The organism is Vibrio sp. QJM3NY_15 (assembly GCF_057785995.1).
Genome location: NZ_CM173518.1, coordinates 198,365 through 225,054, shown reverse-complemented (window position 1 = coordinate 225,054; position 26,690 = coordinate 198,365). Strand labels below are relative to the sequence as shown.

General features: G+C 44.3%; 20 protein-coding genes. 9 read left to right on the top strand and 11 right to left on the bottom strand.

The window, feature by feature from the left end:
- The 4 genes from AC3CKG_RS17465 (at position 1) to AC3CKG_RS17450 (ending at position 5,869) form a co-directional block, all read left to right on the top strand.
- Positions 1 to 3,144: an efflux RND transporter permease subunit gene (locus AC3CKG_RS17465; protein WP_488529651.1), complete on the top strand. Its 3,144-nt coding sequence runs from the start codon at positions 1 to 3 to the stop codon at positions 3,142 to 3,144.
- Between the two features lie 153 nt (positions 3,145 to 3,297).
- A complete protein-coding gene (locus tag AC3CKG_RS17460; RefSeq protein ID WP_065113083.1) occupies positions 3,298 to 4,008 on the top strand; it encodes a response regulator transcription factor in 711 nt (236 codons plus the stop codon).
- Positions 4,005 to 5,258 carry a sensor histidine kinase gene (locus AC3CKG_RS17455; protein WP_488529650.1) on the top strand — a complete coding sequence of 418 codons (1,254 nt, stop codon included), beginning with the start codon at positions 4,005 to 4,007 and terminating at the stop codon, positions 5,256 to 5,258. Before AC3CKG_RS17460 ends, AC3CKG_RS17455 begins: the two co-directional genes overlap by 4 nt.
- Complete coding sequence (locus tag AC3CKG_RS17450) at positions 5,258 to 5,869, top strand: class I SAM-dependent methyltransferase (protein WP_488529649.1); 612 nt, start codon at positions 5,258 to 5,260, stop codon at positions 5,867 to 5,869. Before AC3CKG_RS17455 ends, AC3CKG_RS17450 begins: the two co-directional genes overlap by 1 nt.
- Before the next feature lie 106 nt (positions 5,870 to 5,975).
- Here AC3CKG_RS17450 and AC3CKG_RS17445 read toward each other — a convergent pair whose 3' ends face one another.
- Positions 5,976 to 7,178 carry a DUF3541 domain-containing protein gene (locus AC3CKG_RS17445; RefSeq protein WP_488529979.1) on the bottom strand — a complete coding sequence of 401 codons (1,203 nt, stop codon included), beginning with the start codon at positions 7,176 to 7,178 and terminating at the stop codon, positions 5,976 to 5,978.
- Between the two features lie 286 nt (positions 7,179 to 7,464).
- On the opposite strand from AC3CKG_RS17445, the gene AC3CKG_RS17440 reads away from it, so the two are divergent.
- Entirely contained in the window at positions 7,465 to 8,820 is a 1,356-nt protein-coding gene (locus tag AC3CKG_RS17440) for a diguanylate cyclase (RefSeq protein WP_102360930.1), read from the top strand.
- Positions 8,821 to 8,984: 164 nt separating this feature from the next.
- Complete coding sequence (locus tag AC3CKG_RS17435; protein WP_488529648.1) at positions 8,985 to 10,577, top strand: DEAD/DEAH box helicase; 1,593 nt, start codon at positions 8,985 to 8,987, stop codon at positions 10,575 to 10,577.
- Between the two features lie 667 nt (positions 10,578 to 11,244).
- Here the strand turns inward: AC3CKG_RS17435 and AC3CKG_RS17430 are convergent.
- A complete protein-coding gene (locus AC3CKG_RS17430; RefSeq protein ID WP_017110788.1) occupies positions 11,245 to 12,777 on the bottom strand; it encodes a DUF3612 domain-containing protein in 1,533 nt (510 codons plus the stop codon).
- Positions 12,778 to 12,947: 170 nt separating this feature from the next.
- Here AC3CKG_RS17430 and AC3CKG_RS17425 point away from each other — a divergent pair, with 170 nt between their 5' ends.
- Positions 12,948 to 13,550: an aldolase/citrate lyase/malate synthase family protein gene (locus tag AC3CKG_RS17425; RefSeq protein WP_102300366.1), complete on the top strand. Its 603-nt coding sequence runs from the start codon at positions 12,948 to 12,950 to the stop codon at positions 13,548 to 13,550.
- Between the two features lie 242 nt (positions 13,551 to 13,792).
- Here the strand turns inward: AC3CKG_RS17425 and AC3CKG_RS17420 are convergent, their stop codons facing one another.
- From AC3CKG_RS17420 to AC3CKG_RS17395, 6 genes are all read right to left on the bottom strand, one after another.
- Positions 13,793 to 14,809, bottom strand: coding sequence for a GGDEF domain-containing protein (locus AC3CKG_RS17420; protein ID WP_102353660.1), 1,017 nt, complete (start codon positions 14,807 to 14,809; stop codon positions 13,793 to 13,795).
- Between the two features lie 512 nt (positions 14,810 to 15,321).
- A complete protein-coding gene (gene cspE, locus AC3CKG_RS17415; protein ID WP_004730009.1) occupies positions 15,322 to 15,534 on the bottom strand; it encodes a transcription antiterminator/RNA stability regulator CspE in 213 nt (70 codons plus the stop codon).
- Between the two features lie 360 nt (positions 15,535 to 15,894).
- Positions 15,895 to 17,172: a cytosine deaminase gene (locus AC3CKG_RS17410; RefSeq protein ID WP_065112724.1), complete on the bottom strand. Its 1,278-nt coding sequence runs from the start codon at positions 17,170 to 17,172 to the stop codon at positions 15,895 to 15,897.
- A 9-nt stretch (positions 17,173 to 17,181) separates the two neighbouring features.
- The gene (gene codB / locus AC3CKG_RS17405) at positions 17,182 to 18,420 is read right to left on the bottom strand and encodes a cytosine permease (protein ID WP_076667865.1); all 1,239 of its coding nucleotides are present in this window, start codon (positions 18,418 to 18,420) and stop codon (positions 17,182 to 17,184) included.
- Between the two features lie 738 nt (positions 18,421 to 19,158).
- A complete protein-coding gene (locus AC3CKG_RS17400; protein WP_102312818.1) occupies positions 19,159 to 20,382 on the bottom strand; it encodes an HlyD family secretion protein in 1,224 nt (407 codons plus the stop codon).
- Positions 20,376 to 20,768, bottom strand: coding sequence for an MFS transporter (locus AC3CKG_RS17395; RefSeq protein WP_102314591.1), 393 nt, complete (start codon positions 20,766 to 20,768; stop codon positions 20,376 to 20,378). The genes AC3CKG_RS17400 and AC3CKG_RS17395 overlap by 7 nt, the downstream gene beginning before the upstream one ends.
- Positions 20,769 to 20,902: 134 nt before the next feature.
- Between AC3CKG_RS17395 and AC3CKG_RS17390 the strand changes: the two genes are divergently transcribed.
- A complete protein-coding gene (locus AC3CKG_RS17390; RefSeq protein WP_488529647.1) occupies positions 20,903 to 21,910 on the top strand; it encodes an AraC family transcriptional regulator in 1,008 nt (335 codons plus the stop codon).
- A gap of 46 nt (positions 21,911 to 21,956) precedes the next feature.
- Here the strand turns inward: AC3CKG_RS17390 and AC3CKG_RS17385 are convergent, their stop codons facing one another.
- Positions 21,957 to 22,883, bottom strand: a complete 927-nt coding sequence (locus AC3CKG_RS17385) for an urea transporter (protein WP_488529646.1) — start codon at positions 22,881 to 22,883, stop codon at positions 21,957 to 21,959.
- Between the two features lie 82 nt (positions 22,884 to 22,965).
- Positions 22,966 to 23,625, bottom strand: coding sequence for a pyridoxamine 5'-phosphate oxidase family protein (locus AC3CKG_RS17380; RefSeq protein ID WP_488529645.1), 660 nt, complete (start codon positions 23,623 to 23,625; stop codon positions 22,966 to 22,968).
- 90 nt (positions 23,626 to 23,715) lie between these two features.
- Here AC3CKG_RS17380 and pdxR point away from each other — a divergent pair, with 90 nt between their 5' ends.
- Entirely contained in the window at positions 23,716 to 25,173 is a 1,458-nt protein-coding gene (gene pdxR / locus AC3CKG_RS17375) for a MocR-like pyridoxine biosynthesis transcription factor PdxR (RefSeq protein WP_488529644.1), read from the top strand.
- Positions 25,174 to 25,188: 15 nt separating this feature from the next.
- On the opposite strand, the gene yjeH is transcribed toward pdxR, so the two are convergent.
- Positions 25,189 to 26,454, bottom strand: coding sequence for an L-methionine/branched-chain amino acid transporter (gene yjeH / locus AC3CKG_RS17370; protein WP_102300374.1), 1,266 nt, complete (start codon positions 26,452 to 26,454; stop codon positions 25,189 to 25,191).
- Positions 26,455 to 26,690 lie beyond the last annotated feature (236 nt).

Below are 26,690 nucleotides of genomic sequence, written 5' to 3'. Positions count from 1 at the left end.
ATGTCAAACAAGCAGCATACAGGCGCTATTGCATGGTTTGCTAACAACTCTGTGGCAGCGAACTTATTGTTAGTGGGTGTGATTATTATTGGCATGTTATCGCTTAACACGTTACGAAAAGAGGCCTTCCCAAGTCTTGAACCCGATGTTGTCTCAGTTTCAGTCACTTATGACAGTGGTGACCCAGTTCAAGCGGAAGAAGGGTTAGCAATCAAGATCGAAGACGCGTTAGAAACTGTGCCGGGCATTAAGCGTATTACGTCTACTTCTGATGCGAACGGCAGCCACGTCTCGATTGAGAAAACGAGCACCTATGACCTTGATACCCTGTTAACCGACGTTAAAACTAAGGTTGATGCGATCAATAACTTGCCTGCGGGCGCTGACAATCCTGTGATTGATAAGGCTCGCATGCAAGACCACGCCTTATGGGTGCAGCTTTATGGGGATGCAGATCGAGCAACGTTACAGAGCTTAGCCGAGCAACTTAAGTCGGATTTACTGAGCCAATCGGCGATTCGTGACTTAGAGATTAAGGCTAAAGCCGATCCTATGATCTCGGTCGAGGTTGATGAGAATAAACTTCAAGCTTATGGATTAACCCTGACTGACGTCTCTGAAGCGATCAATGCGGAATCTTCTGCGGCTATTTCGACGAGCCTTCGTAATGGCGAAAAAACGGTTCGTTTGAAGGTGTCTGAGCAGGCGTACGAGATCCAAGATTTCAACGCGATTCCGGTGATGACGACGACTGATGGTACGCAAATTACACTGGGTGACATTGCCAACGTTGAAGACATGTTTGCCGATGATACCTTCATGCTTTCTCGTTATAACCAACAGAATGCGATGGCGATTCAGATCGTGATGGATGAATACGGAGACGTCGTCAGCATCGTTGAACAGGCTCAACAAGTGGTAGATCGCTGGGAAAATAGCAACATGCTGCCTAGCGATGTCGAAATCGAAACTTGGTACGATAAAAGTACCATGATCAAAGATCGCTTGAGCCTATTGGTAAAGAATGCGTTAACGGGTATTGCTCTGGTATTCATCGTGTTAGCGGTATTCTTAAACGTGCGCGTCGCTTTCTGGGTAGCTGCGGGCTTACCGTTTGTCTTTTTTGGCACCATGTTTTTCATGACCGACACCTTTATGGGGTTAACCATTAATGAAATGACCACCTTTGGTTTCATTATGGCGCTCGGAATAGTCGTTGATGATGCGGTGGTCGTCGGGGAAAGCATTTACTCCACGCGTAAGGAAGAAGGGGATTCGATAGGCAGTACGGTTCGAGGCACCATGAAGGTGGCATCACCGACCATATTTGGTGTGTTAACGACGGTTGTTGCCTTCTTAGCACTCGCTAATGTTGAAGGCAAAATGGGGCAGATTTATGCTCAATTCGGAACGGTTGTGACTATCTGTTTGTTGCTGTCTTTAGTTGAATCTAAGTTCATTCTGCCATCGCACCTCGCACACATTAATACCAAGCGTAGTGATAAGAAGGGGCTGTGGGCTCGTGTTCAACATGCTGCCGATACAGGATTAGGTTGGTTCAATAAGCGCATCTACTGCCCTGTGATCGAATGGGCGCTGAAACTGCGTTATGCCGTGGTGATGGTTTTCTTGTCACTACTAATCTTAGTAGCTGGATTACCAATGACAGGCGCGGTTCGTGTGGCTTTCTTCCCTGATATGCCGGGCGATACGGTAACTGCCGACATGTCGATGCAAAACGACGCGAGCTTTGGTCAAACACAACAAAACTTGTTGGTGCTTGAAGCAGCGGCAGCAAAAACGGATGAAACTCTGAGAGCGCAATACGGTGCTCAAGCTGAACCATCTGAACTGCTTAGCCTTCAAGTTATCGCTGATGCCGATGATACGGGTCAGGTAAGAATTGAGCTCGATAGCAACAGTGTTTACACATCCAATGAATTTGCAGATTTGTGGGAAGAAACCGTTGGCCAAATGGAGGGCGTTAAGAAGCTTAAAGTCTTGTCTAAAATGGAGATGGTCGACAACTTCAAAGTTGAACTGAAAGCGTGGAATGAAGAATCAGTAACGGCTGCGGGCAATGAGTTCTTAGCAAAACTGCAAACCATTGATGGTGTGAGTGGCATTGATCACAACTTGGACCTCGGTGAACCTCAGTATCGCTTTGAATTAACACAACAGGGTCGCGCATTAGGTTTTGACACGGCAAGCCTTTCACAACAAGTGTTACAAGCGTTTGGTGGCGACATTGTTCAGCAGTTCCAACGCGGTAAAGATGAGGTGAAAGTTCGAGTTCGATACCCAGAGTCCGATCGTCAAACCATTGCGGATATTAAGCAATCGAGCGTGAGAACCAACGATGGTACGGTTGTGCCTTTGAGTTCGGTTGCCGAAGTACATTCAGATTACCAAGTATCAGAGATTACTCGTATTGATAGTCAGCGCGCGGTTTACATCAGCGCGGTATTAGATAAAGACTTAGTGGCTCCTGCTGAACTTGTGCATCAATTACAACAGGATTTAGTACCTAATTTAGAAGCGCAATACCCAGGGTTAACGGTCGACTTTGCAGGCGAAACGGAAGAGCAAGAAGAGACGGCCAGTTCCATGATGAGTATGTTTGTGCTTGCGATGATCGCTATTTACACACTGCTTGCTATCCCGCTGAAGTCTTACATACAGCCAATGATCATCATGACGGCGATTCCATTTGGTATTGTTGGCGCAATCTTAGGGCACTGGTGGAATGACTTAACAATCAGTATCCTATCGTTAAACGGTATTCTAGCGTTGAGCGGTGTGGTAGTGAATGACAGCTTGTTGTTGGTTTCTCGTTTTAACGAGCTAATCAAAGAGCAGGGTAAGTCGGTTCACGATGCGATTGTTGAAGCGTGTTCTGGTCGACTAAGAGCCGTACTACTCACATCGGTAACAACGTTCGCAGGTTTGACGCCACTATTAAGTGAAACGTCTTTGCAGGCTCAGTTCCTGATTCCAGCGGCAGCAGCGCTAGGCTACGGTATTTTGTTTGCGACCTTCATTACGCTGATTCTTACTCCATCGTTATTGATGATTCAGTGTGAGATTAAGTCGCTTATCCTTAAAGTATCGAATCGAGTCAAAGGCGTTGAGCAAACGGCTTAATAATGGCTAAGCTAATGATATCTAGGTTGATGATTGCTGAGTGAGGCTCAGCAACCTCGGTCTAGGTTCATTACAGTTAAGGCTCTATAGGCTAGCGCATTACAGAAGCGCGCAGTACAAGCCACAATTTAACTAAAAATAGAGGTCGTCATGATGGCAGAATCCGTCACCAATAAACTCACAGACAAGCTTCAATTACTTTTGGTTGAAGACGACCTTGATTTAGCCACTGCTGTTATTGATTACCTCGATTTAGAAGACATCCAATGTGATCATGCTGCTAATGGATTAGCAGGGCTCAACTTAATCGAGAGTAATCGATATGACGCAGTGATCCTCGATCTTAACTTACCTAAAATGAACGGATTGCAGGTGTGCGAGAATCTCAGAGCGCAAGGTATTGATACGCCAGTATTGATGCTCACAGCACGAGACACCCTCGATGATAAGCTGACCGGTTTTTCAAAAGGGGCTGATGATTATTTGGTGAAGCCCTTTGCAATGGAAGAGCTTATTGTTCGCTCTCAAGTTCTGGCAAAACGTCGCAGTGGTCAAGTGAGCCGCTTATCGGTGAGCGATCTAGAAATCGACCTGAAGCAACATCAAGCGTCTCGAGCGAATACTCCCCTAAAACTTTCACCTACGGCTCTGAAAATATTAGAAATCCTGATGCGTTCTAGTCCCAATCCGGTATCACGAGAAACCATCATGCAGGGAGTGTGGGGCGATGATCAACCAGACAGCAATAGCTTAAAAGTGCATATCTTCAATCTACGTAAACAAGTGGATGCAGAACAAGCCAACAAACTGCTGCATACCATTGCGGGCAAAGGGTTTGCGATTAAGGAGTTACCAGAAGGATGAAGATTAGACCAAGTTTAAGAATCTATGTTTTGTTGGCGATTCTGGTTACGGGCGTAACGACGATTTTGGTTCTATCAGCATTGAGTATAAATTACTTTATTTCAGGTATGGACGTAGCTATGCGTGGCTCTATGATTGCTCAAGCTCAACAAGATGTTGTCAAGCCGGGCAAGCCTGTGACCAATCAAGAGTTTACGGTTGCAACGCAATGGGGCGATTTACCACAAGGCATTCAAACTTATATTGAACAGAGTAACGTTGAGTTAAATGTCATCTCAAAAAAGGTTCTTGGTAAGTCAATCTTTGCTCCGCCAAAAGAAGGTTACTTTGTCATGAAAGTGATGAAAGGAGATGAAGTGCGTTACGTTTCGGCTGTGTTTGACCAAACACAAGACCACTTCTTAGAAGACAAAGCACTGCCTCATTTTGTGACAATTTTTCTGACGGCATTAGCCGCGATTGTTCTGTTTTTCGCTATTTTAGTTTTGATATTACGTAAAGTGGCATCGCCTGTTGAACAGTTAAAGAATTGGGCTAAGTCGTTAGATAAAGATAACCTCAATGAACCCACTCCAGATTTTCATTTTAGTGAGTTGAACACCTTGGCTAGTATCATTCGTGATAGCTTGAGTTCGGTTCAAAGCAGCTTAGAGCGAGAGCAGAAATTTCTGGGTTACGCGAGCCATGAGCTACGAACGCCCATTGCAGTCACAAGAACCAATAGTGAACTGTTAGAGAAGCTGATTCAAAAGGGTAAGAGTCCGGAAAAGCAATTAGAAGTTGTCGACCGAATCAAGCGTGCGGGCTTTACCATGACAGATTTGACGGAAACCTTATTATGGCTCACTCGACAACAAGACAAAGACCTGCCTCTTGATAACATTCATCTTGGCGATATGTTGCAACAGATAAACCACGACTTAACCTACTTACTCAATGGGAAACCAGTTACGGTTAGCTTAGTGAGTGATGAATCACAATATCAGCTACCAGCCGGCCTAACACGCATTGTGCTGACCAATTTGATTCGGAACGCCTATCAGCACACAGGGAATGGTACTGTGTATATTGTCCAAAAGGGTTCAAGAGTCGTTATTGTTAATTGCAATACGGATGGCTCAATCGAAGATAATGAATTAGGTTTTGGCCTCGGCTTAGAATTAACAGAAAGGCTACTCGCACAATATGATTGGCAATACCACAATCAAGAACAGGCTGGTGGTCGAAAAGTTCAGGTGGACTTTACGTAATGCACTGGCGTGATCGTTTTAAGGTGTACTGGTATCATCGAAAACAGACTAGCCGCTCTAATGGTGACAAGGCTAAAGCTCTAGGTTGGACGAGCGAAGAGAGTCAATTGTGTCGCTTTGAAGTGATCGCTCGTTCGGCTGATTTCGAAAGGAAGAGTGTCTTAGATTTGGGTTGTGGCTATGGCGAGCTGTTTGAACTGCTCGACAGCATCTATCGAATTCAATCGTACACCGGCGTTGATCAACACGCAGACTTCCTCAAAAACGCCAAGCAAAACTACACAGAACAACGCTGCCAGTTTTTATCGGGTGACATGAGTAAGATGAGCCTCGAAGCACACGATGTAGTCATCGCCAGTGGTTCGCTCAATTACAACTCACGCGATTCAGATTACCTTACTGATATGATCACCCGCATGTTTGATCTTGCGAATCATACGGTGATCTTCAACCTGTTGAACTCAAGTTATTATCCATCACGCAATACCTTGATGAGTTATCACCCTCAAGGCGTATATCGATTCTGTAAAACACTCTGTGACGATGTTTCCTTGATAGAAGGATATGCAGAAGGGGATTTCACGATAGTGATGAACAAAGTTTGCCCCTGAACTTAAACCTAAGCCAGAATGAAGTGTTGGTGTGGTAAGAATTAAAAAGCCGCAGACCTTGAGAGGTTTGCGGCTTTTTAGGTTTTATAGATGAACTCCGGAGTTTCTATTTACTCAATGGCTGGTTTTCAATTAGCCCATACGGAATCGTAGTAAACACCTTAGGGTTACCTTTTAACGTCGGTGCTTCGTTCACTTGTTGCCAATCGAGTAACATGATCGCCAACACGTTGCGATGTTCGCCGTACTCAAGGTCAAAATCGCCTGTGATAGAAGGGATCATGCCGTGGTCTTTGTCGATAGAAGCTTGGATAGCGAGTCGTGTTTTTTCGACAACAGGGTCATCTTCTAAGCCAGCCAATAAGAAGGTTAATCCAACCTCTGCAATCACATCTTCTTTAGCGCGCAGCAGAATGGTATCAATGTTTTCTCTGAAGTAATCGTAGATCCATTGGTGTTCTTGCTCACTTACTTGATGTTGGTAATATTCTGAATCACCAAAGATTACATGTGTCATACCATAGATCTTATTGCCGTATTGCTGGCTTGAAAGCTTCCTGTCTTGCAAATCTGGGTAGGCTTTTTTGAAGGTTTCGACAAACTCATCAACCACATCTTGCTCACCCAATTGGCGTAGCCAGTAAACTTGATTAGCGAGTTGGGCTGCCCACGCTTTCACCATATCTTCATTGGTCACGTATCGTGAAAAGTCGTAACGACGAATAATCTCACGAAGCTTGGCATCGTTCTTGTGCTCTAAACCGTATTCATTGGCTCGTGCCATAGAGCCGAGTAGGTCAACACCGAGATAAAGGTATTCAGGCATATGTTTAGTGATGTTGTAACGGCGCACACTGCGTTCATCGTTGTCGCCCACATACGAAGCTACGCGCTTTTCTGAGTAGAGTACGATTTGTTCCATGGTTTGAACGTCATTCGACAGGCCGCTAAGCTTACTAGCAACACGTGCCATGTCGCTCCATACGGCGGCGGAATACTTATCGTCTAATGTTTGTCGATACATACGTAAACCATAGTGACCCTCTTTGAATGCAGCCAGAGTGTAAAGTTGGCTTTCGTAGGTTGTGCGTATCAGATCGGCAGACTGTTTAAAAGATTGTTCTTGAGAGTAGAGGTCATCAGCTTGTGATTGAACACTTGGTACGCTTGTTGCTTGTTTGTTCTCTTGTATGTTAACAGTCTGTTGTGTGTCAAAAGCCGTTTGCGTATCAGAAGTCGCTTGTGCGTGAACCGCAACTGTAGCGGAGGCTGATAACAATGTGCACAGAGTTAGCGTTTTTAGCTTCATGTTCGTAAGGTACCAAGCTGATTGATCGTAAGTATAAAATAACACTGATGAATCCTTCAGTGTAAGGTTTGGGTCAATACAATGTAAGCTTTATAAGGTTCATTAAGGTTTTTTGATTTAATAATCAGTGTAGTTAACTAACTATGAAGTGATGAATCGCTCAATAATGAAATGAGACCCGACGCAAAGTGTGGATTTTTAATAGCTTGTCGGCATACTGAAAGAATTAGCCAGAAATGAGCCGATTCAAGGCAGTAAACAGAACAAATGTGTTAGAGGTTCGTAAATGCCAAGTGGTTCGAGTAAGCAGTGGCCTGCCAAATTATTATCTTTGTTGTTGTTCTTGGTTGTCGTGACAGCCATAGAGGTTTTTCACGCCAAGCAATTAACTTTCCTCAAAAATGAATCATATTCTGAGGCAAAAAAGCAGCTTTCCATCATTCGATCTCGTATAGAAGCCGCGATCGTATCGGATATGTATATCCTCAATAATTTCTCCACGCTTGTGACGATAAACCCGGAAAGCGATATGAAAAGCTGGGACAAGATAGCCGAAAACATCATTCGAGATGGATTCCACATTCGCATTATCGGACTCGCCAAAGATGACATCCTTAATTTCGTTTACCCAATGGAAGGTAATGAGCAGATTCTCGGTATTAATTATCGTGATTATCCCAACCAATGGGAATCTGTTGAGATAGCTCGAAATATTGGCAACACCTTTATTGCTGGGCCTTTTGAATTGCTTCAAGGTGGCCAAGCCCTCATCACGCGCACTCCTATCTTTCGAGATCCGCCTTTTAATCAGGACTATTGGGGTGTATCTAGCGCTGTTATTGACTTAGCTGAACTGTTTGAAGATGTCGGAATTGGGAAAATCGAGAACAAGTACGAACTCGCGATTCGGGGTGCGAATAGTTCAGGCAAAGATGGCCCTATCTTCTATGGTGAACAACACGTATTTGCCAATGCGTTTGCCACTGAGCAAGTTAACTTCCCTTATGGAGGGTGGTTCTTGGCGCTATCCGGGAACGAACATGTGTTGATGGACGTGCCTTGGTATCGAATACACGGGGTTAGGCTGGTGGGTTATTCCATCATGCTTGTGTTAGCGATTGCATTCTTTACTATTTATCGTCTGTACCGCATTGCAGACAGCCGTTCTATGCATGATGAGCTAACCATGCTACCGAATCGTCGATACTTCATGTACAGCCTTAGGCAGGCATTTACCACCACTCAAAAGCAGAGAGCGAGAACTTTTGCGGTTGTAAATATCGATCTCGATGGGTTTAAAGCAATTAACGACACGTTTGGTCATGCGGCTGGCGATCAGGTGTTAGTTGAATGTGCTAAGCGTATAAAGAGTGAATTGCGCGGTTCAGATATCGTCGCAAGGATAGGAGGGGACGAGTTCTTAGTCTTGTTGCCACGCATCATCGATGATCAACATGTATCGTCGATTGTGGCTAAACTTCGAAAGGCGATATGTACGACGCCAGTTGTCTACGAGACACACTCAATTTACCTTAGAATTAGTGTTGGTTGGGTTATTCATGACAATAACTACGATGATGTCGATGCGCTCTTGAAAGCGGCTGATGAAAAAATGTACGAACAGAAGCGACAAGTTATGTAGGTTGAATTAGAACTGTGATTAGAATTTAGTTGCTGAATGTGGGGAAAAGCCTCAGAATACCGCGCTTTGCTCCTTATCAATTCTATTGATGAGCGAAAGCTGTAGCAACGACTTCTTTCTGCGCGTTGCTCATACTAAATGTTATTCAACTGAGAAAATAATCTATGAGTTTTACCTCCCTTGGCCTTTCTGAACCGATCCTTAAAGCTATTGAAGCACAAGGTTACGATAAGCCATCACCAATCCAAGAGAAAGCCGTACCAGCTGTCCTAACGGGCAAAGATGTAATGGCCGCTGCTCAAACAGGTACAGGTAAAACTGCTGGCTTCACGCTACCTATTCTTGAAATGTTATCAAAAGGTCCTCGCGTACGTCAGAATCAAGTTCGTGCGTTAGTACTAACACCGACTCGTGAGCTTGCTGCGCAAGTGAATGGCAGCGTAGTTAAGTATGGTATCAATCTACCTTTGACTTCTACGGTTGTATTTGGTGGCGTGAAAATTAATCCTCAGATGCAAAAACTGCGTAAAGGTAGTGATGTACTGGTGGCAACACCGGGTCGCCTACTTGACCTATACAATCAAAATGCAGTGCGTTTTGATCAGCTAGAGATCCTTGTGTTAGATGAAGCCGACCGCATGCTAGACATGGGTTTCATTCGCGACATCCGTAAGATCTTGGCTTTCTTGCCTAAGAAACGTCAGAACCTACTGTTCTCGGCAACGTTTTCTGATGATATTCGTGGCTTGGCTAAAGGCTTAGTAAACAACCCAGTTGAAATCTCGGTAAGCCCTGCAAACTCAACGGCACCAACCGTTGAACAGAGCATTTATCCAGTAGATAAAAAGAAAAAAGCACCAATGCTCGCTAAGCTGATCAAAGATAATGATTGGCGACAAGTGCTCGTGTTCAGCAAAACGAAACACGGTGCGAACAAGCTTTCTCACTTCCTTGATGAGCAAGGCATCTCTGCGGCACCTATTCATGGCAACAAGAGCCAAGGCGCGCGTACTAAAGCCCTAGAGAACTTCAAAACGGGTAAAGTACGAGTATTAGTGGCAACAGATATTGCAGCGCGTGGTATCGATATTCCGCAACTGCCTCAAGTAGTGAACTTCGATCTTCCAAACGTATCAGAAGATTACGTTCACCGTATTGGTCGTACTGGCCGTGCTGGTGAAGTGGGTAAAGCAATTTCATTGGTATGTGCTGATGAAGTGGGTGAGCTATTTGGTATCGAGCGCCTTATTCAGCAAGTGCTGGAGCGCCGTGAACTTGAAGGTTTTGCACCTGTAAACAAACTGCCTGAATCTCGTTTGGATTCGCGTCCGATTAAGCCTAAGAAGCCGAAAAAGACACGTGAACACTCTGATGGTCAACGTTCTGGTGAGAATGCTCGCGGGCACAAACCAGCAGGCAAGAACAAGCGTCATGTTTCTGGTTCAGGCTCTGCTCCTAAGCGTAAGCCAAATACGAACAAGCCTAATTCAGGTAACAAAGGCTCTGACAGCAACTCTGCAGTTGCTGGTGATGATAAGTCTGTAAGAAACAATGGTAGCAACTACAAGCGCGGTAATTCTGCTGGAGGCGCTGAGAAGAACACCAATTCAGGCGGCCAAAACGGTGCTGGTAAGCCGAAGAAATCAGGTTACGGTGGTAGCTATGGCCCTGGCCGTTCATCAAACCAATCGGCGTCTAACAAACCGTCTGGTAACAAGCCATCTAGAAATCGCTCTAAGCCTGCTGCTCAAAAATAAAGACGAGTTCAGTTTAAGTTGATTACTGCGAAGGTCGCTTTTTTAGAAAGCTACCTTCTGCAATTAGCAATTAGCAGTTAGAAACTAGAAGCGATACGTTAGAAGCTTTGAGTCGAACCCAATGAAACGCGAATGTTGATATTCAATGTTCGCGTTTTTTTATGCGTGTTATATGGAATTTTTATGGGTAGTTAGTTTAAAAATAGGCTGAGGAAATGGAAGATGGCAGGCTCTGAGAGGATTAATCAAACGTTAATTATTATTTAATAACAACATAATCACTAGCGTTTTTGTTTTAATTTGCAATTTGCAATTCCACTTTGCAAAATAAACAGCAATGCGTGTCTAATACGTGTCCAGATGCGTAGTAAATACGTAGGTGAAAAGTTGGCACGCATACTGCATTAGTAATGGTGACCCTTCTTAAGCCGAGGGTCACCTAGCCAACTGACGTTGTTAGTGAACCCATATTGTTCACACAAAATATATGACCAATCACCTTTATTGTGATTGGTTTTTTTTTGCCTGAATTTTGAGTTCTATTGGTTATTTTTACTAAGCTCGTGAATCGAACATAGCAAACGAATTCACTATGTTTTTATCTGAGAGCGTGTTCTTATTTGAGAGCATATTGTTGCTTTGCTGCATTAGACTCGCTAAAAGGTCGCTAATCCCCACCACACTTTGAATAGCAGCTTGGTTGGCGTGGGCATTCTCCTCCTCTGGAGCAGATAAGCCTCGCCTCTGTTTCGATCCCGCGTTCAATCCAATTTATATTTAGAATCTTGGCTACTGTCGTGAGATCTTTCTTGATGTTACGTGGTATTGCTACCGAGCCACCATTGCTGACACATGAAGCCTTAAGCTGCTCTGCGATATCTCTTGAATTACCACCTTGGGCATCAATCGCCGGGTTTAAATCTATACCAGCACACAACACACGATTGTTACCCGCAGGATCCGTCATATTGATGGATTCACAGCAGTAGATTCTTGGCTCATCGCCCACATTCAAAATAGATATTTGAGCTGAGCTACCTGCTCTAGGTTCAGATAATCGACGGAACACAGCCCAATGTTGACATGGGTCGGCGACCGTTCTCATATTCCCCCAAGGCAGTGGAATCCCGTTCCCGCGGTATACCGCCTTGAGTTTCCCCGGCCCATAAGCATCAAAGTAATGCCAGTGAGGGTAGGGCGATACTACCGTCATTCGGCGCATCGCAACAGAGGGGGAAACCCCCGCTCTTTTATGAACGTCGATTTCGTAACCAGTACGATCTAGCAGTTGTCTAAATGGAACTTTTGGACACAGCAATGCGCCAGCAAAGAAGCTAGATTCGAAGTCTCGCCATGCTTGAAGAATGTCTTGAGAGTTGAGCTGAGAAGATCCCGATATCTGGTTATCGTCCCATGTGTTGTTGTTCCCAACCGACAACACACTCTTAAGCCCTTCCTTGCTGTGCAAAATGCAATGGCCGATATAAACCGACAAATCGTATTTCAGTCGAGTCGGGTACTCTTTGAGGATTTCGTTCAAGAAAATCGTACCGGGTGGTTCGAAGAACGAAGTCACCAATTGCTTAGCATTGATTCCAAGCTCATCCACCACGTCTTGAGGCGTGCGTGTTACCCAGCGAATTTGAATACCTAAGTTTCTCGCGATGTCGATAAGGTCTTCGACGCCAAGGTTAAGGCGTTTCAAGCCAACTTCTTCTGCTGCTCGTTCTAGATCAGGGAAGTGGTTTTGATTGCTCTCTTGGTGAGCTCGAATCAAGAGGTGGGCAAATTGACGACCAGAGATACCGGTTTGCGACAACATCTCTGGTATCGCAATTTGCAGGATGTCGTTAGAGAAAAGAAAGCTCGGCTCGAGTGCCATGCCACTTATCCCGCCACGATTCCCTTTGTCAGGCGCAATGGCTTGTTGTTCTGATTCATCGTCAAGAAACCACGTGGGGTTCTTCTGAAAGACCTGCGCAATGACTTCCAGCATATCGATGCTTGGAACTCGCTTTCCACGTTCAATCATTGAAAGGTAAGAAACGGAAGGTGCGTATTCTGGGTTGATTCTTATACAACGCGCAGACAGATCTTCCATGGTTAAATGGTTACGCTTCCTTAGGTTACGGATCTTAGTACCTAGGAAATGTGACTGACGAACTAAACTTTTTGACAAGGCCATATTTGTAAAATTCACATTGTAAAATTTTTGTTGTGAAATTGTATGTAAAAAAGCGCTAATCTACAAACTAAGCAATTCACAAAATGACAAATAAGTTAAACGTTAGTTTGGAATAATTGCTCTAGGACACATTTTTGCTTTAAAAATCGGTGAATGTTCACCGGGTTAGTCAAGAGGGAAAGACTATGAATATGCTTACATTCGATAAAACAGAAATCCAAAAACAAACAAAACCATTTATCGCTGAAGCTGTCTTTGCCGTGGAGACTATCAGTGCCAAACAGCAAACTGAGAAGCAACTAAAAGCGAAGCAACTGCTAGACCGATTATTCCCACTAGAGAACGGTTCACATCAAGATGTAACGAGCTACGTAGTTGATTACCGCCATATCATGGCTTATTTCAAAGATGGCCAACACAGCGGTCTAAAGCATCCTAAGCAGTTTGTGGCTTACATGGGTGAGAAGTGTGACCCAGACTCAATCTTGTTCCGAGATAGCAGTGGAAGCCATTTAGAAGTGATGTTTGGTTGTCATAAAGGGACAGGTTGTATTGAACTGGTTGATATCGATGATATTCAGCTAGAGTCATGCACTACTTTTGGCCAGTCACCAATGGAATCGGTACAAGCGAATACTGAGCGTCAAGGAATCACGACAGCAATACGTCACTGGATCAGCCTAGTTCAAGGTGATGAGAAAGGTAAACCAAAAGCATGCAGCGAAGACAAAGAGTTCAGAGCTAAGAGCGGTGAAGATTATTGCCTTAATTACTGCTACGCACTTTAGTCTTTCGTACTCATGAAAGATGCTGAGTCATGAGTTAGCGATTTTGGTTGTCTTTACGACTGTGCTTAAACGACAAAGCCCCAATGATTAACCTACTGGTTATTGATTGGGGCTTTTTGCTTTTCGATGTTAACTGCGAGTCTATTTTAGAGCCTAGAGCCTAGAGCCTAGAGCCTAGAGCCTAGAGCTCAGGGCTTAGTAAGTACGCCGTTTAACTGTAAATTTGTTTAGGTGACTGCAGACTACAGCGGCATCACTCTATTGCGGCCGAGAGATTTTGCTTCGTAAAGTAGCTTATCAGCACGCTCGATCAGTGATTCCGCTGATTCACCAGGTTCAAGTTCAGCAACGCCAAACGATGCGGTGATGCTACCGACCTGTTGTCCACTGCGGCGATCTTTGATCGACAGTTTTTCCAGAGATCGTCTATTAGTATCAGCAAGTTGACGTGCAATGCGTAATGATTTGTTCGGTACAATGAGAGCGAACTCTTCGCCACCGAATCGGTAAGCGGAAATCCCTTCGCGACACATTTGCTTTAACTTACGAGCAATGCCCTTAAGAACCATATCGCCAAACAAGTGGCCATAGGTGTCGTTGAAGTTTTTAAAATGGTCGATATCGAGAAGAATGAGGCATAACGACTGCTTAGCTTCGCACAACGTCTCTAAATCACGATCCAGAGAGCGTCGGTTATAAAGCGTGGTCGTGCTATCAAATAGCGCGTCTTTCTGTACTTCGACAAGTTGTGTCTTGAGTTTGCTGATTTCTGACGTTGCAGAGTTCAGTTGAGAGCTTAAGAACTGAGTCGAGTGTCGAATGTTGCGAGATTCTGAAACCAGCTGACGAACCAACGACATCACTTCATCGATAGACAAACTCTCATTGTCGACGCGAGATAAGTCTTCGAAGCTCTTATCGATCATCTCAGAGAAAGCTGAAGTGTCGGTGAGAGTATCGTTCATTGAGTTAGAAACCTCAGAAACTAACAGTTCTAGGTTTGCTCGTAAGTCATTGATATTCGTTTCGGATTTGCTAGCAACGTAGTTGTTGTAGAGCTGTTCACCTACCGCAGGAGGGCAGATACCGTAGTGCTCTAACACACCATCCATATCTTTGGTGAGCTGCGGGATAGCGTTGTCGACATAGGTGTACCAAAGTGCGTAATTTGCAGGTGTTGTCGACACTCTATTCTTCATCATAAGAGGCACCGCTTTTTTCAAATTAGCGGTGGATTTCTGAAATTCATCTTTGTTCATTATTTTTACTACAGATACCAAACCAACTAAAGCCACTTGTCGCTAGGTTAGCGGATTTTACGTGTATTTGCTTTAAAAATTATATAATTAATGGATAAGGGTTGGATAAATCAATCATTTTTATTATGGAAATCGATTGCATATTTATATAGAACATTAAATCGATTGTTCTTTGACCAAAGAGGAGAAGGTTAGATTTGGAGTTTCACTAAGTCGATTGATGAGGGTTTAGCATAAAGTTGGTAACTGCTAAGAAGAATCGCTATGTTTTTGATAGATTGATTGGCTGTCTTCTACGTGCTTTGAGAATCAATAGAAGATGAGCTTAGATAGGTAGGTTGAGTCGAGAGAGTTTGGGGAAAGCAGGTAGCTGAAAAGTAGGTAATATGACGCAGTGTGGAGGTGATGATAACGGGGACAGAGGCTTTATTTCAGGTAATAAGTTTTGCTGCAGGCATAAAAAAGCGCCGATAAAAATCAGCGCTTTAAAATTCTTTTTAGCTAAAAGCTAATTATTGAGCAACAACGTTTGCTGCTTGTAGGCCTTTTTGACCGTTTTCAACTTCGAAAGAAACCTTTTGGCCTTCTTTCAGAGTTTTGAAACCTTCTGAAGCGATTGCACGGAAGTGTACGAATACGTCAGCACCGCCGTTGTCTTGAGAAATGAAACCGAAACCTTTCTCTTCGTTAAACCATTTTACAGTGCCAGTATTTGTGTTAGACATAATTTGTCCCTTATTCATAAATTTTTTAATTGTTGATTGCATTACTGCAATGCGCTGATAATTGAATTATTTAATATTGCTAAGAAATAAGGAAAAACTACTTACAAAAACGGGTAACGATTTTACATGTCATTTTTTACTATTTATCTAACTTAAATAACTCCGGCTAACAGAGCGAGTGCATGTTAACACAGTCTTTCCGGTTGTACACTCATTGATTGAGAAATCAGCGAGTTTTTTTGTCATGTTGTGCTCGTTAACAAAACCACCCTTAATAGTTGATAGTTTTATAAAGTTACACGTTATGACAAAGTAAAAAGGAAGCCTGTAGCTTCCTTTTCTTCATCAGTATAGACGATATTAACGCTTGAAGTTGATATCTTCTGTCTGATCTAAGTTAATTTTTGTTTTCGCAGGTTGCGTTTCAGCGATCACCTTACCGTGTCGTACCGAGTATTGAACTGGCACTTGGCGACGAACAGCATCAAAACCATTGTCCGCAGGTAAGATCAGTAGGCTACCAGGCTTACCTTCTTCAATACCGTAGTTGTCTTGAATGTTCAAAGTACGAGCTGAGTTCTTGCTGATCAAATCAAGTGAGGTGTTGATTTGGTCGTAGCCCATAACTTGTGTTACGTGCAGTCCCATGTGCAGAACTTGCAGCATATTCGCTGTACCTAGTGGGTACCATGGGTCAAACACATCATCATGGCCGAAACACACATTGATATTAGCCGCTAGCATCTCTTTAACGCGAGTCACGCCACGGCGCTTCGGATAGTCATCGAAACGACCTTGTAAGTGAATGTTTACTAACGGGTTCGCGACGAAGTTAATCCCCGACATTTTTAGCAAGCGGAATAGGCGAGATGCGTAAGCACCATTGTAAGAGCCCATTGCTGTAGTATGGCTTGCCGTTACTTTTTCACCCATGTCGAATTTATGAGCAAGAGCCGCCAGTGTTTCAACAAAGCGAGATTGCTCGTCATCGATTTCATCACAGTGAACGTCGATCAGGCAGTCGTACTTGCGTGCAAGCTCGAACGCATAGTGCAGAGATTCAATACCGTACTCACGAGTAAATTCGAAGTGAGGGATAGCACCAATAACGTCAGCACCGATCTTCACGGCTTCTTCAAGCAATTCTTTGCCGTTAGGGTATGAAAGAATGCCTTCTTGAGGAAATGCTACGATCTGGATGTCGACCCACTCTTTCATCTCTTCACGAACTTCAACCATTGCTCGTAACGCAACTAACGTTGGATCCGATACATCAACGTGAGTACGCACGTGTTGAACACCGTTAGCAATCTGCCATTTTAGTGTTTGTTTCGCACGAGACTTTACGTCTTCGATTGATAACAATTCTTTACGCTCAGCCCAACGCTCAATACCTTCAAACAAAGTGCCAGAGATGTTCCAGTTAGGCTCACCAGCGGTTTGTGTAGTATCTAGGTGAATATGCGGTTCACAGAAAGGAGAAACTGCAATGCCACCTTCAGCATCAAGGATCTCACCTTGATGATTGATTGGCGCGTCATTATCGAGAATGCGAGAAAATTGACCATTTTCAATCAGGATTTGTTTCAAGCCATCTTGGTCTTGAAGCTTCGCGTTCTTGATTAATAAGGTTGTCATAGTGTGTCCTTAAGCGGCCTGAGATTTCAGAGCGTTTTTATTCAATAGAGGGTTAAGCACGAGGTAACTGATCGCACCACCAAACACGGCGTTTAAAGGAACGATGCCAGGAAGGAAGTGACCAGCGGCTACGCCTGTTGCTACCGCGATAATGCCAGCCCAGTTAACGGTTTGGAACTCTGCTTTTGCAAAATCTTTGTAACGTTTACGGTTCGCAAAGAAGTCGGCGATGATTACGCCACCAATCGGTGGAATTGCCAGCGAAAGGAAGGTTAACCAGCCGACGAAGTTGTTGTATAACCAAAGCGCGAAAATCGTACCTACGATGCCGTTAATGATAGACATTGTAGTACTTGAGCGACCAGTGATGTTGGATAAACCAAGACCTGACGCATAAAGTGCGTTTTCATTGGTTGTCCAGATGTTCAAGCCTAGAACGATGATGGCAGGAAGAAGTAGTCCTTGCGCAATCATCACATCTGAAATGTCAGAGAGACCCGTTGCTGCTGCACCGGCTGCGCCAAAGATAAACATCAGTGAGTTACCGATGAAGAACGCGACCATTGTAATTAATACTGCGCTCGCTGGCTTTTTACCAAAGCGAACGAAATCGGCAGTTAAAGTACCTGCACTCACGAATGAACCGACAACCATTGCTAACGCCATTGAGAAGTCCATTGGTGTTTCCGGCTCGATGAGTTGTAGCTGTTCTAGCCCGCCAACACTGTCTACCGCGGTCAGCACTGAGTAACCACCTAGAATGGCAATCGCAGGAACGGCAACTGCTGAGAGTACCATTAGCGCTTTAATACCGAAGTACACCGTACCTGTCATCAATAAGCCTGATACAACAATCAAGGTGTTGGTATCAATGCCCGTGGCTTTCTGTACCGGAATCGCAAACATGGCAACGCCCACACCAAACCAACCGACTTGTGTACCACCAAGTAGAGCAGAAGGAAGCCATGAGCCTTTAGTACCGAAAGAGAAACGAGCAAGGAGGTGAGTAGAGAGGCCAGTAGATGAGCCGATGTAGCCAAGAAAAGAAGTGTAAATACCAAGAATTAGGTTGCCGATGAGAACGGCGAGGAAGAAATCGTTGAAAGAAAGACCTGTCCCGAGTGAACCACCTGTCCACATACTTGCAGAGAAGAAAGTGAGTCCAAGCATTACCATGGTGAGTGAAGCAACTCCTTTCCTAGCCGATGTTGGAACCGGCCCAAGACTGTAGTTATTATCCGCAGCCATTTTTTACCTCCGCAATTGATCAAAATTAAAAATAACGGTCGCCGTATTGCAGGCAAACGAGCGCATTATGGTGATATAAATCACATAGTCAATGCTGGTTTTGTCAATAAGTCAGCTATTGAAGCAGCTTTGTTAAAAATAGATATTTAAAACATAAGGTTACTTTTTAAATTTATTTTTTAAAAATAATTAGAAAACGTTTTCTATGACGTAGATGATGAGTCAGGATTGAACTTCACTATGAATGCTAGCGATTATAGCTGTGAATGGGTGTCTGTATATTGGGCGGGCGATATTTCTTAAATTGCAGGCAAAAAAATGGCCAATCGCAATATTCGCAATTGGCCTATATATATCGTGAACAAGAAAGGTTCACTAACAACGTCAGTTGGCTAGGTGACCCTCGGCTTAAGAAGGGTCAATATATACATTGCAGATAGCGTGCCAACTTTTAAACCTACGAATTGGGCTGTTTTACAGCAATTTGGTGCGTATTTGAATGGTGTTTTTGCATTATGAAAATGCATTTTGCTAATTGTTGATGCTCTGCAACCAATTTTACATTTTATCAGTAAGGGAATTTGAGTATTTTCAAGTGTGGTAAGTAGGCGATAAAGACAAGAAGCCAGCTGATACTCAAACCAAGACAGAGACTAAAGCCAACGTAAGCACTAAAAAAAGCCCACATGACATCAGTCTATGTGGGCTTACTATTGGTTCTAATCTATTGAAGTCGTGTTATATCGAATAGAAGAAGTACAGTTGCGACTTCATTCTGATAATGATTCCACGGATAACATCTAAGAATGCCATAAAGCTGATTGGCTTTTCGCCACTCACCCATGCCAGTCCAACAGAGCCTACTGGGATATCATAGCCTTCTGTTTCTTCGATCTTCAGTCTCACGAAGTGGTGTTTGTTTTGAAGATTCCGTCCGGTTGTGACTCGGACCTGTTCATCAATACCAAGTAAACTGGCTTGTGCTTCACCTGTCGCTTCAACAATGCCTTCGACGGTTGCAGAGAAAACCTTTCCTGGATAAACCGGTGTCGCAAATTCAGCAGGTTGGCCCACTTTTACGTTACGAATCGCTTGGTGATTAACCCGCATTAGCACGTACTTCTCTTCTGTATACATCTGGATACGAGGCATCATTGAGACTCGTTGCCCTTCACGAAGAATAAAGTTAGTCACAAAACCATCTGTCGGGGCAGTGACTTTGGTGCTGTTAAGGTCCCATTGCGCTTGGGCTAAGGTTGCCTTTGCAGAGTCGACTTCAGTTTGCTTTTTACTGACGTTCGTTTCTGCTTTGTGGATGTTTAACTTCGCGTTCTCGGCGTCGACTTCTTTTTTACTCAGTTGAGATTCCAAAGTGGTGACGTTATGTGTTGCTAAGTCTACCTTGGCCGTTTGCTGGTCTATGTCGGTCTCAGTAATCGTATGTTCAACAACATTGTTTTGTCGCTGGTAACGAGAGAGAGTCTTCGATTGAAGGACTAAGTCTGTTTTTGCTGATTCAATTTGTGCGATAGACGCTTTGATGTCTTCAAGCGCAGACTGATGACTGATCTCTGCGATGCTGACTTCTTGTCGAGCGGTATCTAAGGCTACGTGAGCAGATTCAAGTTGAACGCTCGCTTTGTCTCTCGCGATGACATATTTGGTGTCATCAATCTCGTAGATTAACTCACCTTTCGTCACGTCTTGGTTTGGACTGATGTGAACCTTGGTGGTTTTGCCGCTGACCGATGTTGAGTCTGGACGCAGCTGAATATGGGGAGACTGAACAACCGACCCGCCAGACAGATCCATAGGGGTAAAGTTGACCAATCCAACCCAGACGAACAGTAACCAAGACGTGCCACCTAAGTAAGCAAACGCCTTAGTACCTTTGTTCCACGGCATGCCCACTAAGCGCAGCAAATAAATAAAGAGTGCCCATACAGCCAAACCTTCTAACATGCTGGGTTCTCCTTATTATCAACCGATTGAGTGCTGTTTACGTTGCCGACAGTATTCGCATTGTTATTACTCGTACTTTCTGCGCTGCTGTTGCTTGGCGCACGCCATGTATCTCTAAGGTTGATAATGGCTTTTTCCATATCAACAAACGACACGATTACTGCGAGTACCCATACCCAGTGCCATATGAAGCCAATCCACGTTAAAGCGGTGATTAAACCGAGCTGGTGGTGCTCTTTACTGTGAGCTTTATTGATTGGTAATTCATGAATACGCCAAAAGCCGTAACAGGCTGCTGCGATTGTTGCGACCAACACAACGCCTGCTACAACGTGTAATGCGGTATCTGCGCCTGTTCCAACGAATGGGACACTTAGTAAACTCATTGATCAACCCTAAGTAAAATTTGAACGCCGAGTGTGATGGAATGCAAATTTACAGGTTGTAATTTCACAGATTACGTTAATAATCGATATTAAATGACGTGATTAGTATTTGATATGTAAGGAAAGACGCTCATATGAATAATTCTAACTTCCTGAGAGCATTAGGTATTTGGGGAATATACCAGTACGCAGTTGCTTACGATGGTGTTGATGCCGAACAATTGGGTATTCCAAGCTCGGTATTTAAGAACCCGATGAACCTCATTCCTGTACGTGAAGTAGACCGTTGGTTTGTGGGCCTTGAGCAACAAACCAACGATCCTGACATCATATTAAAGCTTGCTGACCGTGTAGAAATTGAGAAGCTTGGCCCACTATCGAATTGGATTTTCTCTGGTCACGATTTGGCCTCGACGATCCGTCGAGTGAACACCGGGCTACACTGCTTACAGTCTGGGGCTTACCTGTATGGGGCTCAAGTGGGGAACCTTATCAAGTGGTGTTATCACAACCCATCTTACTCCGAGGCGGGGAAGGTTCATGACTCGGTTCGAGTCGCTATCTTTATGATGAAGATATTGCGTTGTTACCTAGGCGAGGACTTTAAGCCTGCAGCCGTGACAATTGCGGGGCGTCGAGAGAATGTTGCACTTTATCATGAGTACTTTGGTTGCAATATCCAGTGGGACAAACCGAGAACCGAGGTGTGGTTACCAAGTAAGTTAAGGCTCTCTACTAACCAATCTCCGTCCGTCAGTAAAATGAGCCTGGCCATGAATTTTCATGATTTGGATAACTATCTAAATATGCCTGATGCCGCCGATGACCATAAAGTCACCTATGAAATGATTAATTACAGCCGCCACTTTGGCTTGCCCACTTTAAATAAGGTATCCAGCTTATTGGGGTTGTCTGAGCAGCAGTTTCAGCGTCGGTTACACGATCTCGGCGTTAACTTTTCAACCATCACTGGTTACGTGCTCAGCAATATCGCGGTTGAGTTGTTGAGGTATTCATTGCCCATTGAAGAGGTAGCAAAACGTTTAGGCTATACCAACGTGGCGAGCTTCAATTGTATGTTCAAAAAGCATCGAGGTTTGACGCCTAAGCAATATACAGAGCGCTTTCAGTTGGATAGTTAGCTTCGTTATCAGTAATAAGCATCGTTAACCATAACCATAACCATGATTATTTAGCTGGAGTAGAGTTTGTACTGTTCGAACCTTTCTTTCTAAGCAGACTGGCAAAATAAACCATGCCCCACGTGCTTAAAATGAATGGTGCGGTAAGGGGAACGAGCTGTAATTTGTGAAAGCCCAAAGTGACCAAGCAGGTTAGAAGCATGGATAGAATAATCAGTGGCCAAGGGACGCGTTGATATAGCACAAGTGCTAAGGTCGCAAGCACAGCATTGTAACCATACAGGCCTTGTTTGATCAGTTCGTCGGAGACACCGATTAAATAGCTGAAAGCGGTACCGACGGTCACCGCAAGCACGACCCATAGCGCATGCTTGATATTGTTGAACGCAATCGCAGCCAAGATAACTAACCCCGATAACTCATTGTTGATGAAGCTGACTTGGCTGATGCCTTTTAACAACGTTATGGCCATGCTTGGTAGGTTCAACCAATCGTTGAATGTTAAAAACGCTGTCGACTGTAGCGTAGTGTTTGAGGGTGTGAAAAAAGGGAGGTTCAAGCCTGATTGAAGCATGTAGATAAACCAAGAGGTGACAATAAAGGCACTTGTGTAACCGCGATACTTCTTAAAGCTAAACACGATCTTGGCGATGGGTACGGTTATCAGCGAGCCGAGGGCTACTACTATAATCAGCCACCCATTTACTTCAAAAAAATTCCCGATGAACAAAGCAATCAGTGCGCCATTTAGCGCATACATGCCATTCTCAATATCATGAGACGGTTTATTGGTCAGTAAGGCAAATCCGTAGCTGCAACTCGCACCGAATAAGGTAAGAAAAGCCAGTGACAGTGACTCAATTGAAATGGCGAGCAATAGCAGAAAGGACGTCATGACAGATGACGTGAAATAGACTTGCCCAATACCATTGAGCAAGCCTTGAAGTGGGAGAGTTTCCTTATTCTTCTGCATTGTCTGATTAACTATTTAGTTATGTTAAAAATTTGATAAACCAGATTGTATACAATTATCCTTTACTGACCACCTTGTCGTGCTAATTCTGATACCAACGTTCGCCATAGGCTGCTTGATAATCAGGCTTATCGATAACGCCTTCTTGCTCTGGCACCGTTTCTAATGGCCCTACGACCGTTCGATAAGGTAATACGCCAGCCCATACTGGAATATCCATATCAGTTTTATCATCATTCACGCCATGCTTACCAATCTTCACGGATGCTTCCGTTAAAGGTATCGCCAATAACTCGGTCGCGGTGAGTTCTTTTTCATTACTGAGCCTGACTTCGTCGGTTCTGCCCGGCGCGATTTGCTCAATAAAGATATTCAACAAACGATCCTTTTCTTGGTTGTCATCGATGACTGAAAATGACCCCAACACCACAGCAGAACGATAATGCGCGCTGTGATGAAATGCAGAGCGAGCTAACACCCAACCATCAAACAAAGTGAACGTTAAACAGGTTGGCTCTCCTTTTTTTAAGCCTTTCAATAAGCGGCTGTTTTTAGCGCCATGAATGTAGACCTTGTCATCCACTCGCCACGCGAGCATTGGAATAACCATTGGTCCATGTTCGCCTTGTAATGCAATGTGTGCGATTAAGCTCTCATCTATGATTTGATGAAGTTTCTCTTGTTCAAATACGGCTTTGTGAGCCCCTTTTTTAATCGTGGTTCTTTTCGTGTTAGATAACATAATCGCTCCTTAATCATTGCCTTTTGATTAATGTAGCGATTAACTGGTCTACTAAATAGAGCCACTTTTAAACGCTACTTGGATCCAGTTATGCAGCCTATTGATGTCGGTGACCTACGGTTAGATGAACAACACGACACGCGCCAAACCGCCTTGTTTCACGCGATCAGAGAAAAGATTGTTCAAGATTTATGGAGTAAGGGCAGTAAGTTACCTTCAACACGTAAGCTAGCCGTCGAGTTATCGGTGAGTCGAAATACAGTGATTTATGCGTACGAGCAACTGGTCACCGAAGGCTATATCGAGAGCAAGCAAGGCTCAGGGTTTTATGTCTCGGTTGAACAACCAGAACACTTTCTAAGTTTGTCTCAACCGAAGTGTGTTCAGGATGCGAAGATTCAACAAACCGTCAGTAAACCGAGTGCAAACATAGCGAAACCTAACGGCATTAACCGTAGCTTTGCCCCTGGAGTTCCTGACTTAGAAGCGTTCCCTTTTGCGAAATGGCAGAGGCTGCTGCAACGCCACTCTACACGTCAGAACATTGCGGGTAATCAAGAGGTTCAGGGAAGCTTGGCCTTGAGGGAAGCATTGAGCGGGTATCTTGCGAGTAGTCGCTCGGTTCACTGCAGTGCCGATAGAATCATCATCACCGCAGGTGCGCAGCAAGCCATCTCAATTGGTTTGATGGCGACGTTAGCTATGGGCGACAAAATCCTTGTGGAAGAGCCCGGCTATCGACAAGTGCATAAAATTATCGATCTGTTGAGGTTAGAGTTAGACGGTGTGAGTGTGCGTGAAAAGGTTGGGTTAGATATTGAAAAAGTGTTGTCCAGTAATGCTAAGGCATTGTACGTCACCCCAAGCAATCAATACCCAATGGGCACGACCCTCAATACTGAGCAACGCCTCAAGTTGATCGATTGGGCTAACAAACATCAGTCATGGATCATTGAAGATGACTACGACAGTGAGTTCCAGTTTGCTCATCGTCCTTATACCAGCATGCAAGGGTTAGCGGGAAAGTTAGGGTTCGATGATCGCATCATCTATGTCGGATCCCTGAGTAAGGTGATGTTCAATGGCTTGCGACTAGGTTATTTGGTGGTGCCAGAAAGTCTGGTGGCGAAGTGTCTTGAGATTAAAGATGCGCTCACTGGAGACACGGCGTCACATACACAAGAAGCGCTGGCGGATTTTGTTCGCGAAGGCGATTTATTGCGTCATATCAGAAAGATGCGTCGTTCATACAAACTCAAGCATGAAGCGATGATAGAAGCGATTAAAAGTGAGTTTCATGGCGATCTTGAAGTGATCAGTCAGGCTGCTGGGCTACATGTGACAGTGAAGTGGTATCAAGGTATATCTGAACATGAGTGGAGCCGTAGAGCAGAGCTTGAAAATATCATCATTCGTCCTTTTGACTTTTATGAATATGGATCAAGTGATGCTCGTGATTGGAGTGGTGCAGTTTTGGGGTTTGGTAATATCCGACTGGCTGACATAAAGCCGAAGATCAAACAGATCGCTCGGCTTTTTTATCAATAATATTTATGGGCTGGATTACAACTTGTCGATAGAGACGGTGGGTTTGCCCAGCCACTTGCGCCAAGGGAGTGACAATGTCACAAAAACAGTCACAGCATAGAGCATAGACCAACTTAGGCAGATAAACACCAAGGTACAGATGACCAGTGAAATCATGGCTGTGTATCTCGATGCGCCAGTCAGTAATCGGCAGGCCGCTAACATCGCAAGCAGATAAACTAGAACAAAAATGCCATTGGCGAGTTTAAGAAAGAATTCGAGATCCAAATTAGACAACTCGCCGATTACACACGAAATAAGCGCAATAAAGCCAATTGCTAAGGTTGGATAAAGTGGTACGCCACGGCTATTAAGCTGCGCCATTTTACTGGTCGGAGTGTGTTGGCGAGCTTGAGCCCAAATCATGCGAGACAAGCTTTGGGTGTAAAGGTTTAGGCTAGCAAAGCAAGCAAAGAAGCCAAGTACACTGATGACGGTTTTAAAGCCATTGCCAAACAGCTGCTCTGTCACCCACGGGATAGAGGCAGCATCAAATTCTGGTGAACCATAAGCGCCTAGCTTGATAATAACCACTGAACAAGCCCAATACACTAGGCCTGCGACAAAACACCCGGCAATGATGGCGATGGGGAAGTCACGCTGTGGATTCTTAAATTCCTCTCCCATGTGAGCAAAGGCTTCGATTCCTACAAAGCACCAAAACATAACCGCCAGTGCAGCACCAATAGACCACATTGAATCGGATGTCATAGTCGGAACTGCGATGTCAGCAGCAGTGATGTCGGCTTTCCAGACAAAGGCGCTGACTAAAGCAAAAATCGATAATGCAATCACGGTTTGCAAGCGGCCTGAAGACTTACTGCCCATCAAATTGACGGCAATAAGCAGAGCGACGGTAAAGGACTGAGCACCTAATGGTGTGTCGAGTGGTGCGGGTAACAGTTGTTGAGCAAAGCCACCTGCCAATGCAATCGCCGCCGGAATACCGACAGGAATAACACTCACAAACAACCAAGCCACACTGGTTTCTAATCGCTCGCTGAATGCTTGGCGCACAAAATAGGCCGTGCCCCCTGCATTGGGGTAGCGTTTCCCTAATGCAGCAAAGGTTAGTGCAATCGGGCAAATAGCAATAAACAGGATTAACCATGCTAGTAGCGATAACTGTCCTGCAATGCCTGCCGCGATAGCTGGGATCATAAACAATCCTGTGCCAAGCAAGGTCGTAGAGAGTTGTCCGATTCCTGAAATAAGCGTGATTTCTTGTTTGAGTTGTGTCATTCGCTGTCCTTGCTATTGGCTTTGATATCGGCTTTATGGTGCAGTCTTGTGAGGCTGAGATTGAAAGCATACATTGTCGACATCAATAATACAGCTAGCGAAACGTCTTAAGACACCGTCAATTTAACGGTATTAATTTGATTAAGCGTGAAAGTGTCGGCTGTCATAATGGCTGTTATAAGTAAGAAAGTTGTGTCAAATTAGGTGTTATAAATAGAACAATAACTGGAAAGAAT